The following is a 20,053-nucleotide window of genomic DNA, read 5'->3' as shown; positions in this document are numbered from 1 at the left end:
AGCTGTCAAATTACAAAAGTTGTCTCAGTGGTTCTTCCAGCCGGCCGGCGAAGGCGTCGAGGCATGCAATCAAGGCCTCGTCGTCGAGCTGGTCGGGAGAGGCCGCCAGAGAGACGACCAGCCTGACCCCGTCGCGGGCCACGGTCAAGGTCGGCACATGGGCTGCCGCAAGTTCCGCATTGGTGAGACGCGTTGCCGTCAGGTCGTAAACGATCAGATCCGGATCCGCTTCCGTCTCCAGGGCCTGAAGCCGGGTCAAGCCGGCCAAGTCCGGATCGGAATAAGTTCTCGGCTGCTTGCGTGGGGCCATGAGCCGCACGGTGAGGCTGGCGGCTCCACTGACGGCGCGCAGGCTGCCGGCGGCAAACGACGCCAGCACCATGCCCGTCGCCCCCCCCATCTCAACCTTGTTTTCCCCCTTGCTCTCGGCAGCAAGCCAGTTGCAAAAGCCGTCAAAGGCATCTGCTTCTACACTGGCCCGCGCCAAAAACCGGTCGACAGCGGCTGACCCTGCCCCCGCACCCGGCATGGCCGCCAGCACCTCCAGGTCGGCGACCCGGTACGGTTGGGGATGGCCGGCCCTTGCCAGACGGGTCAGGTCGAGCCCGCGTTCCTGTGCGAGCCGTTTCGCCTTGGGCGAGGCCAGCACCTTGCCGTTGACCGGCTGGTCTGCAGGTGCCTTCGGAGTTGCCTGGAGAGCGGGTCCTGCCTTCGGCGCGGGAGCTGCGGCTTGTGCCGGTTCCGGCGTGGCAGGAGCGGCCTCCTGCTTGGGCGTTTCCTGCTTTTGGGGCGCCGCCTTGACGTCGTCGGCACTGTCGGAGATCACCGCGATCACTTCGCCGACGGGAACCTCCGCCCCTTCGTCCGCTCGGATCTCTGTCAAAAAACCGTCCGCCTGGGCCTCGACCTCCATCGCCGCCTTGTCGGTCTCCACCTCCATCAGCACGTCGCCGGCCTTGACCGCATCGCCGGGGCTCTTGCGCCAGGCCAGGATCAGTCCGGTCTCCTGCGCCATGCCAAGGGCGGGCATGATCACGTCATGGGCCATCAGATCTCTCCCCTGCACAGCTGCCGCGCCCGTTCCGCCACCCTCTCCGGTGTCGGCACGGTCAGGTCTTCGAGTGCGGGCGAGAACGGCACCGGCACGTCCATGGCGCCGATGCGTTGTACCGGGGCATCCAGGTGATAGAAGGCCTTGTCGGCAATCCGTGCGGCGATCTCCGCCGTCACGCCGTAGCTCTGGTGGCCCTCGTCGACCACCACCGCCCGGCTGGTCTTCTTCACCGAGCCGATGATGGTATCCTCGTCGAGGGGCACGATCGTGCGCGGGTCGATCACCTCTGCGGAGATGCCTTCTGCTTCGAGCAGATCGGCGGCCTTCCGGCACACCTGCACCATGGACGAGGTCGCCACCAGCGTCACATCGCGACCTTCGCGCAAAATGGCTGCCTGTCCGAAGGGCAGAAGATATTCCTCCTCCGGGACGGGCGCCTTGTCGTTGTACATCAGCTTGTCTTCGAAGATGACCACCGGATTGTCATCCCGGATCGCCGTCTTCAACAGACCCTTGGCCTCATAGGCCGAGGACGGCAGCGCCACCTTCAGCCCCGGAATATGGGCGACCAGCGCATGCAGCGACTGGGAATGCTGAGCCGCCGAGCGCCGGGTGGCGCCCAGGTTGGTGCGAAGCACCAGCGGCACCTTGAGCTTGCCGCCGGACATGTAATGGGTCTTGGCTGCCTGGTTGCACAGCTGGTCCATCACCAAAAACAGAAAGTCGCCGAACATCAGGTCGACGATCGGCCGCGACCCGGTCATGGCCGCCCCGACAGCCATGCCCATGAAGCCCGGCTCGGAAATCGGCGTATCGATGATCCGCTCCGTGCCGAACTCCTCAACAAGGCCGGAGAGCACCTTGAACGGGGTACCTGCTTCGGCGACATCCTCGCCGATCAGGAAGATCTTCGGATCGAGGCGCATTTCTTCCGCGATCGCCTCGTTGACCGCCTGGGACAGCGTTATTTCCCGCATCACGAGGCCTCCACATAGACATGCATGGTGACTTCCGATGCATCCGGGTATTTGGCTGCTAGCGCATAGTCGACCGCAGCCTTCGCGTCCGCCTTCACTTCCGCATCGATTGCGGCCAGGTCATCGGCCGTCACAATCTTCTGCCCCGTCAGCCACTTGCCGAAGTTGACGATCGGATCTCGGGTCTCTTTCCACTCCGCCTCTTCTTCCTTGGAACGGTAGTAGGTCCGGTTGATGTCGCCCACATGGTGGCCGTGATAGCGGTAGGTCATGAGTTCCACGAAGAACGGGCCTTCGCCTTTCCGGCAACGCGCCACCAGCTCCTGGGTCAACTCGTTGACCGCCAGCACATCCTGACCGTCGACGGTGACCGCCTCGATACCGAAGCCCTTCGCCCGATCCGTCAGGGAGCCCGCGGCAATCTCATCGGTCTTGGTATATTCCGAATAGCCGTTGTTCTCGCAGGCATAGATCACCGGAAGCTTCCATAGCGAGGCCATGTTCATCGCCTCGTACAAGAGCCCCTGCGCGGTCGCCCCGTCGCCGAAGAAGCAAACGGCCACCGATCCGGTCTTCAGGTACTTGGCAGACAGGGCCGCCCCGGTGGCAATGCCGGTGGAACCGCCGACAATGGCGTTGGCGCCCAGATTACCGTGGCTCTGGTCGGCGATATGCATCGATCCGCCCTTGCCCCGGCAATAGCCTTCCTCCTTGCCCAGCAACTCGCAAAACATCTCCTTGAACTCCGCGCCTTTGGCAACGCAATGGCCATGACCCCGGTGGGTGGAGGTGATGTAATCGGTGTCCTCCAGCGCCTCGCAGATGCCGACTGCCACCGCTTCCTGGCCGGAATACATGTGGGTCAGGCCAGGCATTTTCGCTGACAGGTAAAGCTGGTTGGCATTGTCCTCGAACGCGCGGATCCGAACCATCTGCCGGTACATGCGCAGGTAATCTTCGGTATTGGACTTGGATTTCGACGAAGCCGGCTTCAGTTTTGTGGCTGTTTTCACTGCCATGGGTTACTCCCGCGAACAGACCCGGCCCCTTAAACCCGGCCGGGTCATCCAGAAATCAAATGAAAACTCAGTAGCGGTTGGCGATCGGAAGTTCTTCGGCCGGGAACAGCGAGATCACCTCACAGCCCGTGTCCGTCACCACGACCTCTTCCTCGATCCGGGCTGCGGAATAGCCATCAGCGGCCGGACAGTAGGTTTCCAGCGCGAACACCATGCCCGTCTTGATCTCCATGGGGTGGTCGAGCGACACGGCCCTGGAGATGATCGGACGCTCGTGCAGCGCCAGACCAAGCCCGTGGCCAAACTGAAGGCCGAAGGCGGCTTCCTCGTTCGGGAAACCGAACTCCTCTGCCTTCGGCCAGACTTCGGCGACCTTGTCGGTCGAAACGCCCGGCTTGATCATGGAAATGGATGCATCGATCCATTCGCGCGCCTTCACATAGGCATCGTGCTGGGCCGGCGTCGCCCGGCCGATGTTGAACGTGCGGTAGTAGCAAGTCCGGTAGCCCTGGTAGGACTGCAGGATATCGAAGAACGCCTGGTCGCCGGGGCGGAAGTAACGGTCGGTGAAGTTGTGCGGATGCGGATTGCAGCGCTCGCCGGAGATCGCGTTGATCGCCTCCACGTCGTCGGACCCCATCTCGTAGAGCATCTTGTTCGACATCGCGACGATGTCGTTCTCTCGAATACCCGGCTTCAGCTCCTCGTAGATCATGTGATAGACGCCGTCGACCATGGAGGCCGCCTGGGTGAGCAACTGGATCTCGTCCCAGTTCTTGATCTCACGCGCCGACAGCATGATCTGCTGGCCATCGATGACGTTGAGTCCTTCTTCCTTCAGCGCAAAGAACATCGCCGTTTCCGCATAATCGACCCCGACAGGCATATCCGCCATCCCGGCATCCCGGATCAGACCGGCAATTTCCTTGGCGTATTTTTGCATCAGGCCGAATTCCGGCGGAATCGTCCCGCGCATGCCCACGACCCCGGCGCGGCAGTGATCCGGCTCCAGCCAGTCGGAATACTTCTTATGGTGGACCGCCGCGGAGCCGAAGTCCCAAACGTAGGGAGAATCGTCGCCGGTCAGCAGGCAGAAGCGGCACATCTTGTCCCGCTCCCACTCGCCGATCTTGGTCGACGACACGTAGCGGATGTTGTTCACGTCGAACAGAAGCAGCGTACCTGCCGGAGACGCCTTCAGCGCCTGCCGGGTCCGGGCCAGCCGGTAGCGCCGCAGCCGGTCATGGTCGACGCGCCGTTCGAAATCGACCGACGTGTGCCCCCATGCAGGCAGGCGTCCCTCCCAGCGCCAATGCTGGTCAAGATCCTGAGGGGTCAAAATGTTCGGGGTCAGGGCGCGGTTCATTATCTTACCTCCTATTTGCGCCACGCGTACTGGCCGATCAGCCTCGGCTCCACGTGTTCGCATCTATGTTTCAAAAAGTGCGCAATCGATTGCGCTTTTAGACGAATTAAACTCCAAACGAGCCTGCTCAGCTCTGACTGACCAGAACAGCACCTCCCAGAACCATCGCCAGCCCCAGAAGCCGCATTGGCGTCATGGCGCGCACCTCAAGGCCGAAGGCACCGAAATGATCCACCAGCATGGAGCCGATCAGCTGACCCGCAACGATGCAGATGAAAAAGATCAACCCACCGGTCACCGGTGCGATCGCGGCACCCGCAGCGACGAATGCCGCACCAATTGTGCCGGAGAGGTAGACCCACCAGGGCACGCTGCCGAGTGTCCGCCGGCTGACCTCCCCATATCCGGCCACGAGCATGAATAAAAAGATGCTGATGAAAGCGACTCCGATCGAAACCGCGGCCGCGCCATAGGCACTGCCGACAGATCTTGCCAGCATCCCATTCATCGGCGGTTGAAAGGAAACCACGATTCCAACGGCCAGAGCAGCCAGCATGTAGGGAACAAGCTGCATCGCCGGATTATGCCTCGACCGTCTTCTGTTCACGCAATTTCGCTAGATGCGGATATTTCTCCGTGAGCAGCGCCCCGTGGTAATAGGTCGTCCGAAAAGGTTCCGTTTCCCGGATCCGATCCAACCAGACACCGATTTCAGGATGATCGTCCCAGACCGATCCGAGGTTGATGTCGTCCATGCGCACGATCACCGGCATGATCGCCAGATCGACCAGGCTGATCTTGTCACCCATGATCCAGGGGCCACTGCTCTCGGCAAGCCAAATGGACATCCGCTCGATACCCCTGCGCAGCCGGCCAAGGGCCTCATCCATGTCCGTCTTGGGAAAGCCGGTTCGGCCCATCTTCATCAGGAACTCCCGGCGCAGCGGCTTGCTGTCGCAAAGCGCCTGGAATTCCTCCTCCGACATGGCCTGAAAATGGGGCAGGAACGCCAGGTTATACGACGGTACCCGGATCGCCGGAGTCGGCACTTCATCGACAAAGCGCATCATCGCCCTGAGCCGGGCCATCCCCTGCGGGTCTTCAGGCCGCATGGGAGCACGGTCCGGAAAGACGTCTTCCAGGTATTCCAGGATCACGGCGCTATCGATCACCGGCGTCCCGTCGTGAACCAGGGCCGGTACCACACCGTTCGGATTGATTGCCAGGTAGTCCGGCTTCAGTTGATCCCCGGAGAAGAGGTCCAGCTTGTGTTCCTCGAACTCCAGCCCTTTGGCATGCAGTGCATAACGCACGCGCTGCGAACAGGTGGATTGAGGAGCGTTGTAAAGGACGAACTCGGTCATACGATCAATCCCAGTTCAAGACCCGTGGCAGCTTTTTCAGGCGTGCCAGGGTTCCGACGATTCCGAGCGGGAAAAACATCAGGCACAGCATCATGATCATGCCGGTCGCGAAGATGTTGATCTCCGAAGCACCGAGTGTGGCGACGAAGAACTCGTTGAAGGCGACCAGCAGGACGGCGCCGATCACCGGCCCGGCGATCGTGCCCTTGCCACCCAGGATGCACATCAGCACCATGTTCACCGAGACCAGAATGATCAGGAAGATATTGGGCCGGATGTAGGTCAGATATTCTCCCCAGACCGCGCCCGCCATGCCGACGAAGAAGGCGGAGATCGCGAAGGCCAGAACCTTGTAGAACCTGGTGTTGATCCCCGCGCTCTCGGACTTGATCTCGTCCTTGGAAATCGCCCTGAGACCGAGACCGAACTTCGAGTGCTTGATCCTGTAACTCGCCCAGACCGAAAAGGCCGCCATGATGATGAAGGCATAGTAGTAGGGCAGCTTCGCCCACTTGACGGGAATATCATTCGCCGCCAGCGACAGTCCGTTCGATCCGCCGACGAAATCCCAGTTGTCGAACAGGATCTTGAAGATCATCACCAGTGCCAGCGACGAGATGATGAAGGACGGTCCACGAACCCGCAGGGTGATCAGGCCGATCACATAGCCCAGAGCCGCTGCGACCAGACCTGCCAGAGGCGCAAGGATGATGGTCGATATCCCGTAACGGGCGAAGATCATGCCCGCGAAATATCCGCCGACGGCGAAAAACACGTTATGGCCAAGAGAGATATAGCCGGCAAAGCCGCCGAGGATATTCCAGCCGGAAGCCATCACCACATAGCTGGCCGTGAACAGCACCAGGTGGATCAGGTAGTTGTAGTTTCCGGTGAACTGCAGGGCCGGCAGCACCAGCAGCACTGCCAGAAAGGCGATCGGGAACCAGACCACCCGCCCCTTGTCCGCCTCTCCGGCGAGACCCGCGTAGTAGGCTTTCCGGGCGGTGATTACATCATTGGTATCAAGACTAGTCACTATGCCAACTCCGGTTTTTCGCCAAACAGCCCTTGCGGCCGGACCAGGAGCACTACGAAGAGCGCTACGAAAAAGGTGAGCGTCGACCAGGTCGCGCCGAAATAGGTGCCAACGAACGCTGCAACGACCGACAGGATGAGAGCGGCCAGCACGGTTCCCAGGATCGAACCCATGCCGCCGAGAACGACCAGAGACATCAGGATCGCGATCCACTCCCAGTGCTTGGATGGATAGAAAGAGAACACGAAGGACACCAGCGATCCCGCGGCACCGGCAAGACCCAGACCTATTGCAAAGCTGGCGAGACCAACGAAATTAACATTGACGCCCAGCAACTCCGCCGCTTCCCGGTTCTGGGTCGTGGCGCGGATGGCATAGCCGAACCGGGAATATTTCAGGAACAGCGCAAGGGCGGAAATGATCGCCAGCGAGACGATACCGGCATAAAGCTGGCCGGTCGGTATGAAGACGTCCCCGATAAAGATGGCGTCCGTCGCGTAATCCGGCGAGGTCACCCGCTGCGTGTTGGTGAAGGCCGCGCCAAGCCCGCCCTCCACAACCATTGCCAACGCAAAGGTCAGGAGAACCGTCATCTCGGAATATTTCGCCGAACGGGCTTCCCGCTCGAACACCAGCTTGTAAAGAATAACCCCGGTCGCCGCGAGGATGACGACCGCAACCGGCAGCATGACAAGCGGATCCATCCCGTAGAGCCGGAAGCCCCAATAGGCCACATAGGACCCACCCATGATCAGGATCGGGTGCGCGAGATTGACGATCCGCATCACCCCGAAAACGAGGCTGAGCCCGGACCCCATCAGGGCATAAACCCCGCCGAGGGCAAGACCGAGAATGATGATTTGAATGATCTCACCCATTACGCTGCCCTTTTTCCACCGAGATAGAGTTCCTGGATACGCGGATCGCAAAGCACATCGTCCGCCGGCCCTTCGAACAGAGTCCGCCCCAGATCGAGGACCACGCCCCAATCGGAATTCTTCAGGCCCGTCAGGGCGTTCTGCTCGACGAGCAGAATGGTGATCCCCTCCCCGGCCATCATCCGCATGATGTCGAACATTTCCGCCACGATCTTCGGTGCCAACCCGAGCGAGGGTTCGTCGAGCATGACGATATCCGGCTTGATAATCAGCGTGCGGGCCATGGCGAGCGTCTGCTGCTGCCCTCCCGACATGGTTCCGGCATGCTGATCACGGCGTTCGCGAAGGATCGGAAACCGTTCCTCGATCTCGTCGATCCTCTTTTCCAGGCCGGACTTGTCTGCGAGCGAAAAGCCGCCCATGCGTAGATTCTCGCGGACGGTCATTTTCGGAAACAGGGCGCGTTCCTGCGGCACGAAACAGATGCCCTTGCGCAAAACCTGGTCGGGGCGCAGTCCCTTCAAACTTTGCCCTTTGAATTTGACGTCACCTTTGCGGATCTTCAGCATGCCGCAAATGGCCTTGAGCAGCGTGGATTTGCCGGCTCCGTTCGGACCGATGATGCAATGGATCTTGCCCGGTTCAACGGTCAGATGGGCACCGTCCAGAATGGCGGGGCCGTCACCGTAACCGGCTGTCAGGCTGGTGACTTCCAGAAGTTGTGACATCAGGCTGCCTCCTCGATCGCTCCGCCCAGATAGGCTTCCAGGACTGCCGGATCTTTCTGGATATCAGCCGGTTCGCCTTCGGCGATCACCTGGCCTTGCGCCATCACGACGATGCGATGGGACAGCCGCATGATCAGGTCCATGTTGTGTTCCACGATCAGGACGGTCAGCCCCTTGTCGTTCAGCTTCCGGATATGGCCGACAATCTCTTCCAGCAAAGTCGGGTTCACACCGCCTGCCGGTTCATCCAGGAGGATGATTTTCGGATCGCTCATCAGGAGTGCGGCGAGATCCATGAGCTTTTTCTGGCCGTAACTGAGATTGGATCCGTCCTCATGGGCGATCCGTGTGATGCCGAGGAATTCGAGAATGCCGCAGGCCTTGTCGATTTCCTCCTTACTCATGGCGGGACGGAACAGATCGCGCCAACCGCGGATCTTGGATTGGCAGATCACATTCTCCAGCACCGTCATATCTGCGAGATTGCGCGATATCTGGAAGGTGCGGGACAATCCGTGAGCGGTAATCTGATGCGGGCGCAGGGTATCGATACGCATACCGTCCAGCCAGACTTCGCCCGCAGACGGCGTCATGGTTCTGCTGATGCAATTGAAAGCCGTGGTCTTGCCCGCACCATTCGGGCCAATCAGCCCGGTAATCGAACCGCGTTCCACTGTGAAACTGCAATTATTGACCGCCGTGATCCCGCCGAAATGCTTGCTCAAGCTCTTCACTTCAAGCATGGGAACTCCCTGTTTTAGGAAAAAACCAGGTCCGGCCGAAACCGGACCTGGCAGGTTGTTCAATGCTTAGAAGCCGTTCTTCGGATAGGTCATCTTGGAGACTTCCGGGAACTCGTTCGTCGGGTAGACAAACTGCAATTCGCCATCGTTCCACTGGGCGACCAGGAAGGGCTTGTTGAGCGGAAGACCCTTGTCGTCCCATGCGAACCGGCCAAGGATCGTGCGCACCGGGGTCTCCGGTGTCCTTTCCGAAAGCCATTTGCCCATGGCCGCGTTGTCGGTGGAACCGGCACCTTCGATTGCCTGTTCAATACCCTGACAGACCGCGAACGGGATCGCGGCATCTTCATCCGGCGCTTCGCCGTATTTCTCGCCGAAGGCCTTCACGAAGTCGGCATTGGTGAATTCCTCACCTGCCAGAACCCCCTTGTATGGAGCTGCCGGATGCCAGGCGGAATGCATCAGAATGCTATCCGAGGCACCTTGCGTGCCTTCATAGAATTCCGCCTGTGTTCCCTGACTGTAATAGACCATCTTGGGCTCGGCCTTGACGGTCTTCAGCGCGCGCGTGAGCTGCACCGCTTCTTCGGCGGAGGCCGTCAGCGCAATGATCAGCTCCGCATTGGAACGCTTGATCGAGTTGGCAAGAGTAAGCCAATCGTTGAAACCTTCCTCGGGCCACTTTTCGGTGTACACGATCTCGATGCCGGCATCTGCCAGATAACCGGGTGCGAGGTCGGCCACTTCACTGCCGTCCGCAGGGTTCATGACCTTCTGACCAAGGAAACCAGCTTCAACCGCGTTGGCGAAAAAGTCATCTGCCGACACCACTGCGGCCGTCTTCGGGCGGTCGCCTTCCGGCACGAGCTCCTCAATCAGGCCTTTTAGGGAACTACCTACGTATTCAGCTGCATTCGGCTGGAAATAGAACAGGTTCTTGTGACCCTGTGTATAGATCCGAAGGGCGCCCCCGGCCGGGATTGGATGCACATAACCGTATTTCGCCAGGATGTTGGCGACCGGGAACGTCAGTTTGGACGAGAACGTCCCGAAGACGGCATCCACCTTGTCCACGTTGATGAAGCGCTCATACTGGTTGATTGCAGTCGCCGGATCGGAACGGTTGTCCGACAGGATCAGCTCGACCTTCTCGCCGTTGATACCACCGCGCTCGTTGAGCATATCCACGCAGAGCTGGTAGCCCTGCTTGTGTTTGGCTCCCGCGATGGAGAACCCGCCGGTCAGCGGCAAGGATGCGCCGATCTTGATTTCCGCGTGCGCGGCAGTGGCCATCACAGCCAAGGCGGCAGTTGTCGTTAGAAGTGTACGAAATTTCATACTTTCCCTCCCTAGGGTTTTGCGGCGCCGCAGGACCATCTGGATCGATCCTGCAGCATCCCCTGCGCCATGCTTGTTGCTTTTTTTGGCGCTATTTATTCCGCAAATTCTGCCTTCATTCAGCAGCTTGCGGCAACTCCAATCCGGTTGGATAGGGCGCGTTTTCGCTCTCCAACTCAAGACCGGCCGCAAGAGCGACCGTTTCAAGCAAGGCGGCGAAATCCTTTTGAAGATAAGCATCCGGATCGTCCTGGAGCGTCGCCGCCCCGAAGTGGGCCTGCAACGCCTCCCGCGTGGCAGCAGTCACCGGCATGGGCACGCCGAGATCGCGGGCGGAACTCAGACCGAGATCCAGATCCTTGCGCAGGAGCCCCGGCGTAAAGGTCGTGGTCCAGTCGAGATTGACGAGTGCATTGGTCTTGTACCGCGTGAAAATCGATCCCATGACCGAGTTGTTCATGAAGTCGAGAAAGGCCGAACGCGGAATTCCCGCCTTTTCCGCCAAGACGGTGATCTCAGCGAGGTTCTGTGTGACGACCCCGAGAAAGACATTGTGGGCAATCTTGCAGAACCGGGCGAGTTCCCCCTCGCCCACATAGGAAACGCCGTTTGCCGCCATGGCCGCGATGACCGGGCGAACCTTCTCAAAGGCACCGCGCGGGCCGGAGGCAACAGCGCTGAGTTTGCCCGCTTTAACGCATTTGCCATTGCCGCTGACCGGCGAGGCAACGAGTTCCGCGCCCCGTTCCGCGAGCCGTGACCGAATGGCAGCCGATTGGTGATCGGCAATCGAAGAACAATCAAGAAAGATTTTCGGGCACTTGTCACCGGAAAGGACCCCGTTCTCACCGAAATAGACCTGCTCGACGTCCTGTCCGGTGGAGACCATCGTTCCGAGAATATCGACTTCCGCCAGATCCCGAGGGCTATCGACAAGCGTCGCGCCCTTCGCGGCAAGCGGTTCGGCCTTCGAGCGGGTCCGGTTCCAGACATAAACGTCGTAGCCGGCATCGACGAGCCTTTCCGCCATGGGATACCCCATGCGCCCCATTCCGACCCATCCAATCTTAGGGCTGCTCATTGACTATCCTCCAACTGTGTAAACGCGCAGCCGAACGGGGACGGATACCCGACGCCGTAAGCCGCTTCTTCTTTTGTGAAATCTGAAAATTGCCTTGCGGCAGGAATGGAGACTGCTTGCATCGGTACCGATGATGCCGCGGCCGCTTCGGTAAACCGAAACGGGACACCCCGGAGCCGATAGCACGATATTGCGAGCCCCCGGCGAACCGGTGCCCGACCTTTCGGCAATCCCAATCATCTTTCCTCCCACATCAAATGCGCAGCGCCTGTTTCTTTGTGCTAATGCAGCGCAATCGATTGCACAGAACGTTAAGCTTGCTAAAACGGCCGGTCAAGCCCTTTTCGCAAACGATTGCGAAATTTAATAAGACCCGCTAGATTTTGAGGAAAGTTGAGCCAAGTCCGCCCTGCCCAAGGAAACGATGACCAAGCCGGTAACATTAAAAGACATCGCACGCGAAACCGGCGTGCACGTATCGACTGTTTCAAGGGCTCTGGATCCGAATGCCCGCACATCCCTCACGACCGAAGTCGTCGAACGGATCAGAACCACTGCGGAACGCCTGGGATACCGCCCGAACCGACTTGCTTCCGGCCTGCGCACCAGACGAACGATGACGGTCGGTCTGATGTTGCCCGATATCGCGAATACCCTGTTTCCGCCCATCGTCCGCGGCGTTGAAAGCATTCTGGAGCCCAAGGGCTATGCCTCCATCATCGTCAATACGGATGGCGATCCGGAGCGTGAAGGAAAGCTCGTCGACGTCCTGCTGCAAAGAGGCGTCGACGGCATCATTCACGCCGCCCCCTATCGCTCCGACCCGAGGATGGTGGCCGTCAGCCGCCAGGGCATGCCGATGGTCACCGTCAACCGGCAGATCGAAAATTCGCAGATTCCTGCCGTTATCAACGACGATCCCGGCGGCATCTCGGAAATGCTCCACTATCTCTACAACGCCGGTCATCGACGGATCGCGCACATCGCCGGGCCGCAGACCCTGTCCACCGGCCGCAGCCGGTTGGAAGCCTTCAAGACGACCGTTCAGGAACTCGGTTTAAAACTGCCGGAAAATGCGATCGCGATTTCGTCCCACTTTGACGAAGACGAAGGCCGCCGTTGTACCCGGGACCTCCTGGAATCCGGCTGGAAATTCACCGCAATCCTCTGCGCGAATGACCGCCTTGCGCTCGGCGCCATCGACGAGATCAACCGCCATGGCCTGTCCTGTCCGGACGATGTGTCGGTCACGGGTTACAATGACATCCCGTTCCTGGATCTCATTCCGCCAGGTTTGACCACGATCCGGATCCAGCAATTCGATGCCGGCCGCATGAGTGCGGAACTGCTCATCAAGATGATGACCGAGCCGGAAGCAACCATCCCCAGAACAACGATCCTGCCGGTCAAGCTGATCGAGCGCGGCAGCGTGAAACGCATCAAGCCACCCCGGTCCTGACGAATGTCAAAAATAACAATAGCGTTCGAAAAGTCATTGAAAAATACGCAATCGTTTGCATTATAACGGATCTCGGAATGCGGTCTGAGGGGCCGTGTCTGTGTAGGCCATAAGCCGGTGGGAGGTCTGTGTATGAGCGCCGAAAAGAACGGCCCGGGAATTGTCGCGCTGGAAGAGCATTTCATGCATCCCACTCTTGCAGACTACCTGGGACCAGCAGCCAATCCGCCATCCAACATCAGAGATCGTCTTTACGACTTTGCCGGCATACGGATCGAGGAGATGGATGCGGCCGGCATCGATATGCAGGTCCTGTCGCACCAGTCGCCCGGAAGCCAGCGGTTGTCCGACGATGTCGCTATCGAAGCCTGCAGGTCAGTCAACGATGCACTCGCCGCCGTGATCCGCGAAGCTCCGGACCGGTTCGCCGGCTTTGCCATGATCCCGACCATGCTGCCACAAGCGGCTGCGGACGAACTAGCCCGCTCGGTGGAGGAACTCGGCCTGAAGGGAGCCATGATCCACGGATTGAGCCGCGGCAGGTTTACCGATGCGGAGGATTTCTGGCCGATCTACGAAAGGGCGGCCGCGCTCGACGTGCCGATCTATCTGCACCCCGCCCTGCCGGACAAGTCGGTTACCGCCAGCTACTACGCCCCATACGATGAAAGCCACCCGGCCCTGGTAAAGGCGGCCTGGGGCTTTGGCGTGGAAACGGGCACTCAAGCGGTTCGCCTGATCCTCAGCGGTGTATTCGATAAATATCCGGATCTGAAGATCATTCTCGGCCATCTCGGCGAGGCGATCCCGTTCCTGTTGCCGAGGATCGATGAAGCGCTGTCCCGGCCGGAAAACGCCTCCTCGTCCTTCGCGGACGTCTTCCGCAACAATTTCCATATTACGACGAGCGGATTCTTTTCTGACGCAGCCCTTCAATGCTGCCTGGAAGCGATGGGAACCGATCACATCCTGTTTGCTGTCGACTGGCCCTATGTCTCCAATACGGACGGCGTAACCTGGCTGCGTAATTGCCCGATCGAGGACGGAGTGAAAAGCGCGATCTTCAGCGGAAACGCAAAAAAGCTTCTCCGCCTCTGAATGCAGATCTTGGAGACCGATAGTCTCAAACAGCAAATATGCGGAGTGGCGATGGGCCACTCCGCACTACCCGAGTGTGGCCTCAATGGACAATTTCTTCCCAGCTCGGGCAATTCCGTTCTTCAAGCGGCACTTTCCAGGGCGCCAGGTTGGTCTTGTCGATCAAGACCGACGGCACGGTAATGTCAGCCGGTACGGTTTCGCCTTTCAGATGTTTCAACCCGGCCCGTGCCGCCGTGCATGCGATCTTGAATGCGCTGAATTCGACCGTGGCGAGCATCGTCCCGTCCTCGATCATGCGGATTGCCCCGTCCAGACCGTTCGCGCCGACGAGTTTGGCGCTTCGTCCGGCCTCGTTGAGAGCATCGAATGCGCCATAGACCATGACGTCATTGGCAGCCCAGATGCCATCGATCTCAGGATGCTCCTTCAACGCGGCAACTGTGACCTCATAGGCCGCCGGCTTCTGATACATTCCGGTGACGACACCCAGGACTTCGATCCCCGGAAATTCTGCAGCGGCATCTTTCATCCCGGCAACGCGGTTTCGACTGGTCGGAGCGGCCGGATTGCCTTCGATCGCCAGCACCTTCCCCTTGCCGTCCATGCCTTCGAACAGCGCCTTGGCGCCGTTGTAGCCGACGGCATGATCGTCAGACCCAACATGGGTCACGAATGTCCCCTGCAGCCGGTTGACGAAAGAGACGACCGGAATACCGGCATCGGTGAATTTCTTCGCATCCTCCACCATCGCCTTGTCGTCGACCGGAACGAAGATGACCAGGTCCGGCTTTTGCTCCAGCGCCTCGACGACCAACGACTTCTGCTGTTCCACATTGTCCGGCTTCTCTGGCACGAAATGCATCGTGCGGGCCCCTTCTTCCTTGGCGACAAGGTCAACGCCCCGGCGTGCTGCGGCATAAGCAGGATTGGTATTGTTCTTGGTAAAGACCGCGATAAGTGGACCGTCGGCAAACGCCGCACCAGGCAATAGGAAGCTCCCCGCCGCGACAATTGCCGCGGTCGCAAGTATCTTTCTCATGTTTTTCTTTCCTCCACTTGTGACCGCGCTACTGCCTTTGCCGGCAGGTTGCCTCTTTTTACGGAGATCACGGTCTACGTGCCGCGACTGGCCAAATGGCGCCATCACGGCTTTTTACGCAAACGACCTTAGGTGGACGGAGATCAAAGGAAAAATATCAAATACCGAAGGCTCCATAAGACAGCCTTATAAGCCGGCTCGACACAGCTGCGGTTCAAAAATCGAAATTCCTCGTGCGAACCGATTGACCTGCGGCCACCGTCGATTACTCTCCCGCGTGTATACATTTGGGAGGGGTGAATGAAATACGGCATCGGTCAATCGGTTACGCGTAAGGAAGATCAGCGTTTTCTGACCGGACAGGGGCTTTATGTCGATGACATCAAGGATGCCTCCAAGCTCCATGCCTATGTGGTACGTTCACCACTCGCCCATGCCGATATCCGCTCCATCGACATCGAAGCCGCCAAGGCCGCGCCAGGTGTCCATGCGGTTCTGACTGGCGCAGATTATGTAGCGGACGGCATCGGCGGGATCTCCTGCCACACGATCTTTCCCGGCGTCCATCAGAACGTAAAAACAGCCCCGTTCCCGGCCCTTGCCAAGGACCGGGTTCTTTATGCCGGAATGGCCGTTGCCGTCGTCATTGCCGACAGCCGGGTCCTTGCCCAGGATGCCGCCGAGTTGGTCGAAGTCGACTACGATGAACTGCCGGTGGTCACCGACACCCCCTCAGCCCTCGCCGACGGCGCACCTGCCATCTGGGAAAACGCTCCGGACAACGTAGCCTTCCATATCGCGCTGGGCGATGAAGCAACGACGAAGGCCGCTATTGCCGCCGCGGCCCATGTCACCCGCCTCACGCTCCACAACAACCGGCTCTCGGCCAATGCCCTCGAGCCGCGCGGAACAACCTGCAGCTACGATGCCCGCGAGGCCCGCGTCACCGTCCAGACATCGACCCAGTCACCGCATTCCGTCCGCGCCGAAATCGCAGGCGTGCTCGGTCTTGCCCAGACCCAGGTCCGTGTCCTTGCAAAGGATGTCGGTGGCGGCTTCGGCATGAAGGGCGCGGTCTATCCGGAAGATGTGCTGGTAGCATGGGCGGCAAAGAAGCTGCACCGCACCGTCTGCTGGCAGGCCGATCGCTCCGAATCCCTGCTGGCCGATTACCACGGCCGCGACCAGATGGTCGAAGCCGAACTGGCCCTGGATGCAAACGGCAAGATTACCGCGTTGCGTGTTTCTAGCGACTACAATGCAGGCGCCTTTCTGGCCACGGGCGGCGGCGTGTCCGCCATGTTCGCGGCGACACTTGCAACCGGCTGCTACCATGTCCCCGTCGCCTATGCCCTGTCCCGCGCGATCTACACCAACACCTCCCCGACCCAGCCCTATCGCGGCGCCGGCCGGCCGGAGGCCTCCTATCTCATCGAACGGCTCATGGACAAGGCGGCCCGGGAAACCGGCCGTAACCGGATCGAGATCCGGAAGCTGAACATGCTGACGCCGGAGCAGATGCCCTATCAGACGCCGCTGCTCTACAAGATCGATACCGGCAACTACGGCGCCGTGGTCGACAAGGCGCTGGAAGTCAGCGACTGGGCTTCCATGGACCAGCGCAAGGCGGCGTCAACCAAAAACGGCAAGCTGCGGGGCGTCGGCATTGCGCTTCACATGGAAAACGCCGGGCTGGTCAATGAATCCATGGAGATCCGCTTCGATCCGGGCGGCAGCGTGACGGTGCTTGCCGGAACCTTCTCCCATGGCCAGGGTCACGAGACAGTCTATGCCCAGATGGTGTCCGACTGGCTCGGCGTGCCGTTTGACAGCATCCGGGTCCTCCAGGGCGATACCGACGCAGTTTCCTTCGGCCGCGGCACCGTTGCCTCCCGGTCCATGATCAACGGTGGCGGCTCGCTCAAGATCGCGGCCGACAAGGTCATCGACAAGGCGCGCGCCATTGCCGGTCATCTCCTGGAAGCAAGCGCCGACGATGTCGTGTTCGAAGCCGGCGAATTGTCGGTTGCCGGAACCGACAAGAAGATGCCGATCCAGAAGGTGGCGGCCATGTCGTTCCTGCCAATCCTGCCGCCGGACCTCGGCATCGGTCTTTCCGGAGAAGGCGACTTCCTGCTGCAGGGCTTCACCTTCCCGAACGGCTGCCAGGTCGCGGAAGTGGAAGTCGATCCGGAAACCGGCGAGATCGACGTGCTGCAGATCGTCTCCGTCGATGACGTCGGCACGGTCATCAACCCCATGCTGCTCGAAGGCCAGATGGTCGGCGGTATCGCACAAGGTCTGGGCCAGGCCCTGATGGAAGACGTGGTCTATGACGAGACGGGCCAGCTCACCAGCGGTAGCTTCATGGACTACGCCATGCCGCGGGCAACCGACATGCCGCCGATCAATTTCTCCACCTTGAGCACACCGACCGACACCAACCCGCTCGGCGTCAAGGGCGCGGGCGAAGCCGGCACGGTTGGGGCAACGCCGGCCATCATCTCGGCGATTCTGGACGCGTTGGCACCGGTCGGCGTGGAGGATATCTCCCTGCCGGCGACACCTCACAAGGTCTGGAGCGCCATCACCGAGGCTTCCTCATAAAGCGCATCCTGATAGGATGTGCCTGATCCGTTGTCGGGAGCAGCGGTCGTCTGGGAGGAAGGCATGACGATAGAACGCCAGGAGCAGGTCACCGAGGCCGTGCTGAAGGTAATGGAGCAGACCAACGATCCGCGCCTGCGCGAAATCATGGTCTCGCTGATCACCCATCTGCACGGCTTCATCCGGGACGTCCGGCTGACCGAGGACGAGTTCCGCAAGGCGACCGCAATCGTCAACGAGATCGGCAAGCTGACCACCGACACCCACAACGAGGCGGTGCTAATGTCCGGCTCTCTCGGCGTTTCAGCTCTCGTCTGCCTGCTCAACAACGGCAACAACGGCGCGACCGAGACGACGCAGAACCTGCTTGGCCCGTTCTGGCGGCTGAATTCCCCTAAAACAGAAAACGATGCCTCCATTGTCCGGTCCGATACGCCGGGCGAGCCGATGATCGTGACCTTCACCGTCACCGATCAGACCGGATCACCGATCGAGGGCGCCGAGGTGGATATCTGGCATTCCTCGCCGGTCGGTCTTTATGAAAACCAGGATCCGGATCAGACGGACATGAACCTGCGCGGCAAGTTCACCACGGACGAGAGGGGCGAGATCCGGTTCCGCTCGATCCGGCCCGCCGGTTATCCGATCCCGACCGATGGCCTCGTCGGACGGCTGCTTACCGCCCAGAACCGCCATCCCTATCGCCCGGCTCATGTCCATGCACTGGCCTTCAAGGAGGGCTTCAAGACGCTGATCACCCAGATCTACGCCGACGACGATCCAAGGCTGGAAAGCGACGTGCAGTTCGGCGTGACAAGGGCGACCACCGGACATTTCGTCCGCCATGACGAGCCGCACCCCGTAATCTCGGAACTGACCGGTCCCTGGTATTCCCTCGATCACACGCTGGTCATGGAGCCTGGCGAAGCAAGGCTGCCCCAACCCCCGATCAAGTGAGGGTTGCCCTGGCGATCCGATCATCGGCTTCAGGGTCGGACCGCAAAGCCTGAAGGCTTAATACCTCTACCGAGGCCTTCGAAGCCGTTTCGCTTCCTGAAAAGGAAGCTTGGCGCTTACGCAGCAAATTGGCGCCAGCCTATTACCCGCTTCAGAAATCGCTTTGTCGGATCATTGTAGAACCTGTCCTGTTGGGCCGGCGCATAACCTCCGCTGTCCATTTTTAGCTCGAAACCCTAACCAGTCGCATTTCGCTAACGCAAATTCCCTACCGCATTTCTTGGGCACACCCACGACAAACAGGTCACATCAAAACCGCAGTGCGGTACGTATTGACTGCATAGCAATACATGTGTATCAAATTTCAAGATAAGGAAGCGCATCCGAACGATGCGATTGGGAGGATAAAAAATGACAATCACGATCCGGGGTATCGATTTTCAGGAAAACACCAATAACGACATGGGGCTGGAGTTCTACAACCTCAGCCATCGTTATGGGTTTCAGTGCCCGAACTGGCCCTATTTCCGGGATGTCCAGATCGAGCGCATGCATTACATGGCAAAGTCGGGCGTGCTGTCCCAGACCATCACCACCACCATGCATGTCACGACCCACATCGACGCGCCGGCCCACGTGGTCCAGGGCACCCCGTTCATCGATGAAGTGCCCCTGCCGCATTTCTTCGGGTCCGGCCTGGTCGTCTCGATCCCGAAAAAGAAATGGGAGCAGATCACTGCTGACGACCTGGAAAAGGCCTGCGGCCACGCCATCCGCAAGAACGATGTGCTGATCATCAACACCGGCTGGCACAAGGTCTACGAAGACGGCGACTATTTCCCCTATTGCCCCGGCCTTGTTCCCTCGGCTGCCGACTGGATGGTCGAAAAGGGCATCAAGGTCGTCGGCCACGACACGCAGGCGAACGACCACCCGCTCGCGACCGCCATCGGCCCGCACCGCAATGGTCCGTTGCTGCCGCATCTGGCCGAAGAATACAAGGAATGGTCCGGCGGCATCGCCTGGGATGAGGCCTTCCCGGAATGGGAGCCTGTCCATAACACGCTCTTCTCCAACGGCATTCTCGGTATTGAGAACGTCGGCGGTGATCTCGATGCCGTGACCGGCAAGCGCTGCACCTTCGCCTTCTTCCCGTGGAACTGGGACCGCGGCGACGGCTGTATCATCCGCCTGGTGGCGATGATCGACAAGGGTCAGAACTACCGCATCGAGGCGGGAGAATCCTTCTAAGCCGGTATTGATGGCCGCTGCTCCGGCGGCGGCCATGCATGCAGCATTTGGGAGG

18 protein-coding genes are annotated in these 20,053 nt (G+C 59.9%); 5 read left to right on the top strand and 13 right to left on the bottom strand.

What is annotated here, in order from left to right:
* Positions 1–10: 10 nt before the first annotated feature.
* The 12 genes from ABIN98_RS06140 to ABIN98_RS06085 form a co-directional block, all read right to left on the bottom strand.
* Positions 11–1,048 carry a biotin/lipoyl-containing protein gene (locus ABIN98_RS06140; protein WP_346908343.1) on the bottom strand — a complete coding sequence of 346 codons (1,038 nt, stop codon included), beginning with the start codon at positions 1,046–1,048 and terminating at the stop codon, positions 11–13.
* On the bottom strand, positions 1,048–2,031 hold the full coding sequence (locus ABIN98_RS06135; protein ID WP_346908341.1) for an alpha-ketoacid dehydrogenase subunit beta: 984 nt from the start codon (positions 2,029–2,031) through the stop codon (positions 1,048–1,050). Before ABIN98_RS06135 ends, ABIN98_RS06140 begins: the two co-directional genes overlap by 1 nt.
* Positions 2,031–3,050, bottom strand: coding sequence for a thiamine pyrophosphate-dependent dehydrogenase E1 component subunit alpha (locus ABIN98_RS06130; protein ID WP_346908339.1), 1,020 nt, complete (start codon positions 3,048–3,050; stop codon positions 2,031–2,033). Before ABIN98_RS06130 ends, ABIN98_RS06135 begins: the two co-directional genes overlap by 1 nt.
* Before the next feature lie 67 nt (positions 3,051–3,117).
* Complete coding sequence (locus ABIN98_RS06125) at positions 3,118–4,416, bottom strand: Xaa-Pro peptidase family protein (protein WP_346908337.1); 1,299 nt, start codon at positions 4,414–4,416, stop codon at positions 3,118–3,120.
* Between the two features lie 127 nt (positions 4,417–4,543).
* Positions 4,544–4,990: a DMT family transporter gene (locus ABIN98_RS06120; RefSeq protein ID WP_346908336.1), complete on the bottom strand. Its 447-nt coding sequence runs from the start codon at positions 4,988–4,990 to the stop codon at positions 4,544–4,546.
* Between the two features lie 7 nt (positions 4,991–4,997).
* Entirely contained in the window at positions 4,998–5,780 is a 783-nt protein-coding gene (locus tag ABIN98_RS06115) for a glutathione S-transferase family protein (RefSeq protein ID WP_346908334.1), read from the bottom strand.
* Between the two features lie 4 nt (positions 5,781–5,784).
* Positions 5,785–6,816 carry a branched-chain amino acid ABC transporter permease gene (locus tag ABIN98_RS06110; protein ID WP_346908332.1) on the bottom strand — a complete coding sequence of 344 codons (1,032 nt, stop codon included), beginning with the start codon at positions 6,814–6,816 and terminating at the stop codon, positions 5,785–5,787.
* Positions 6,816–7,694, bottom strand: a complete 879-nt coding sequence (locus ABIN98_RS06105; protein WP_346908331.1) for a branched-chain amino acid ABC transporter permease — start codon at positions 7,692–7,694, stop codon at positions 6,816–6,818. Before ABIN98_RS06105 ends, ABIN98_RS06110 begins: the two co-directional genes overlap by 1 nt.
* The gene (locus ABIN98_RS06100; protein WP_346908329.1) at positions 7,694–8,422 is read right to left on the bottom strand and encodes an ABC transporter ATP-binding protein; all 729 of its coding nucleotides are present in this window, start codon (positions 8,420–8,422) and stop codon (positions 7,694–7,696) included. Before ABIN98_RS06100 ends, ABIN98_RS06105 begins: the two co-directional genes overlap by 1 nt.
* Entirely contained in the window at positions 8,422–9,165 is a 744-nt protein-coding gene (locus ABIN98_RS06095; RefSeq protein ID WP_346908327.1) for an ABC transporter ATP-binding protein, read from the bottom strand. Before ABIN98_RS06095 ends, ABIN98_RS06100 begins: the two co-directional genes overlap by 1 nt.
* Positions 9,166–9,231: 66 nt before the next feature.
* A complete protein-coding gene (locus tag ABIN98_RS06090) occupies positions 9,232–10,503 on the bottom strand; it encodes an amino acid ABC transporter substrate-binding protein (protein WP_346908325.1) in 1,272 nt (423 codons plus the stop codon).
* Between the two features lie 115 nt (positions 10,504–10,618).
* On the bottom strand, positions 10,619–11,584 hold the full coding sequence (locus ABIN98_RS06085; RefSeq protein ID WP_346908324.1) for an NAD(P)-dependent oxidoreductase: 966 nt from the start codon (positions 11,582–11,584) through the stop codon (positions 10,619–10,621).
* A 424-nt stretch (positions 11,585–12,008) separates the two neighbouring features.
* Between ABIN98_RS06085 and ABIN98_RS06080 the strand changes: the two genes are divergently transcribed.
* Entirely contained in the window at positions 12,009–13,043 is a 1,035-nt protein-coding gene (locus tag ABIN98_RS06080; protein WP_346908322.1) for a LacI family DNA-binding transcriptional regulator, read from the top strand.
* 132 nt (positions 13,044–13,175) lie between these two features.
* Positions 13,176–14,141 carry an amidohydrolase family protein gene (locus tag ABIN98_RS06075; RefSeq protein WP_346908321.1) on the top strand — a complete coding sequence of 322 codons (966 nt, stop codon included), beginning with the start codon at positions 13,176–13,178 and terminating at the stop codon, positions 14,139–14,141.
* An 82-nt stretch (positions 14,142–14,223) separates the two neighbouring features.
* Here the strand turns inward: ABIN98_RS06075 and ABIN98_RS06070 are convergent, their stop codons facing one another.
* Complete coding sequence (locus ABIN98_RS06070; protein WP_346908319.1) at positions 14,224–15,183, bottom strand: sugar ABC transporter substrate-binding protein; 960 nt, start codon at positions 15,181–15,183, stop codon at positions 14,224–14,226.
* A gap of 300 nt (positions 15,184–15,483) precedes the next feature.
* Here ABIN98_RS06070 and ABIN98_RS06065 point away from each other — a divergent pair, with 300 nt between their 5' ends.
* The 3 genes from ABIN98_RS06065 (at position 15,484) to ABIN98_RS06055 (ending at position 19,998) form a co-directional block, all read left to right on the top strand.
* Positions 15,484–17,790, top strand: coding sequence for a xanthine dehydrogenase family protein molybdopterin-binding subunit (locus ABIN98_RS06065; protein ID WP_346908317.1), 2,307 nt, complete (start codon positions 15,484–15,486; stop codon positions 17,788–17,790).
* 63 nt (positions 17,791–17,853) lie between these two features.
* Positions 17,854–18,747: a dioxygenase gene (locus ABIN98_RS06060; protein ID WP_346908315.1), complete on the top strand. Its 894-nt coding sequence runs from the start codon at positions 17,854–17,856 to the stop codon at positions 18,745–18,747.
* A gap of 411 nt (positions 18,748–19,158) precedes the next feature.
* Positions 19,159–19,998, top strand: coding sequence for a cyclase family protein (locus ABIN98_RS06055; protein WP_209011951.1), 840 nt, complete (start codon positions 19,159–19,161; stop codon positions 19,996–19,998).
* Positions 19,999–20,053: the final 55 nt, after the last annotated feature.

Origin of the sequence: uncultured Roseibium sp., from assembly GCF_963675095.2 — a bacterium.
Taxonomy (GTDB): Bacteria; Pseudomonadota; Alphaproteobacteria; order Rhizobiales; family Stappiaceae; genus Roseibium.
The sequence above is the reverse complement of the archived record's forward strand: the minus strand, read 5'-3'. Positions and strand labels throughout refer to the sequence as shown.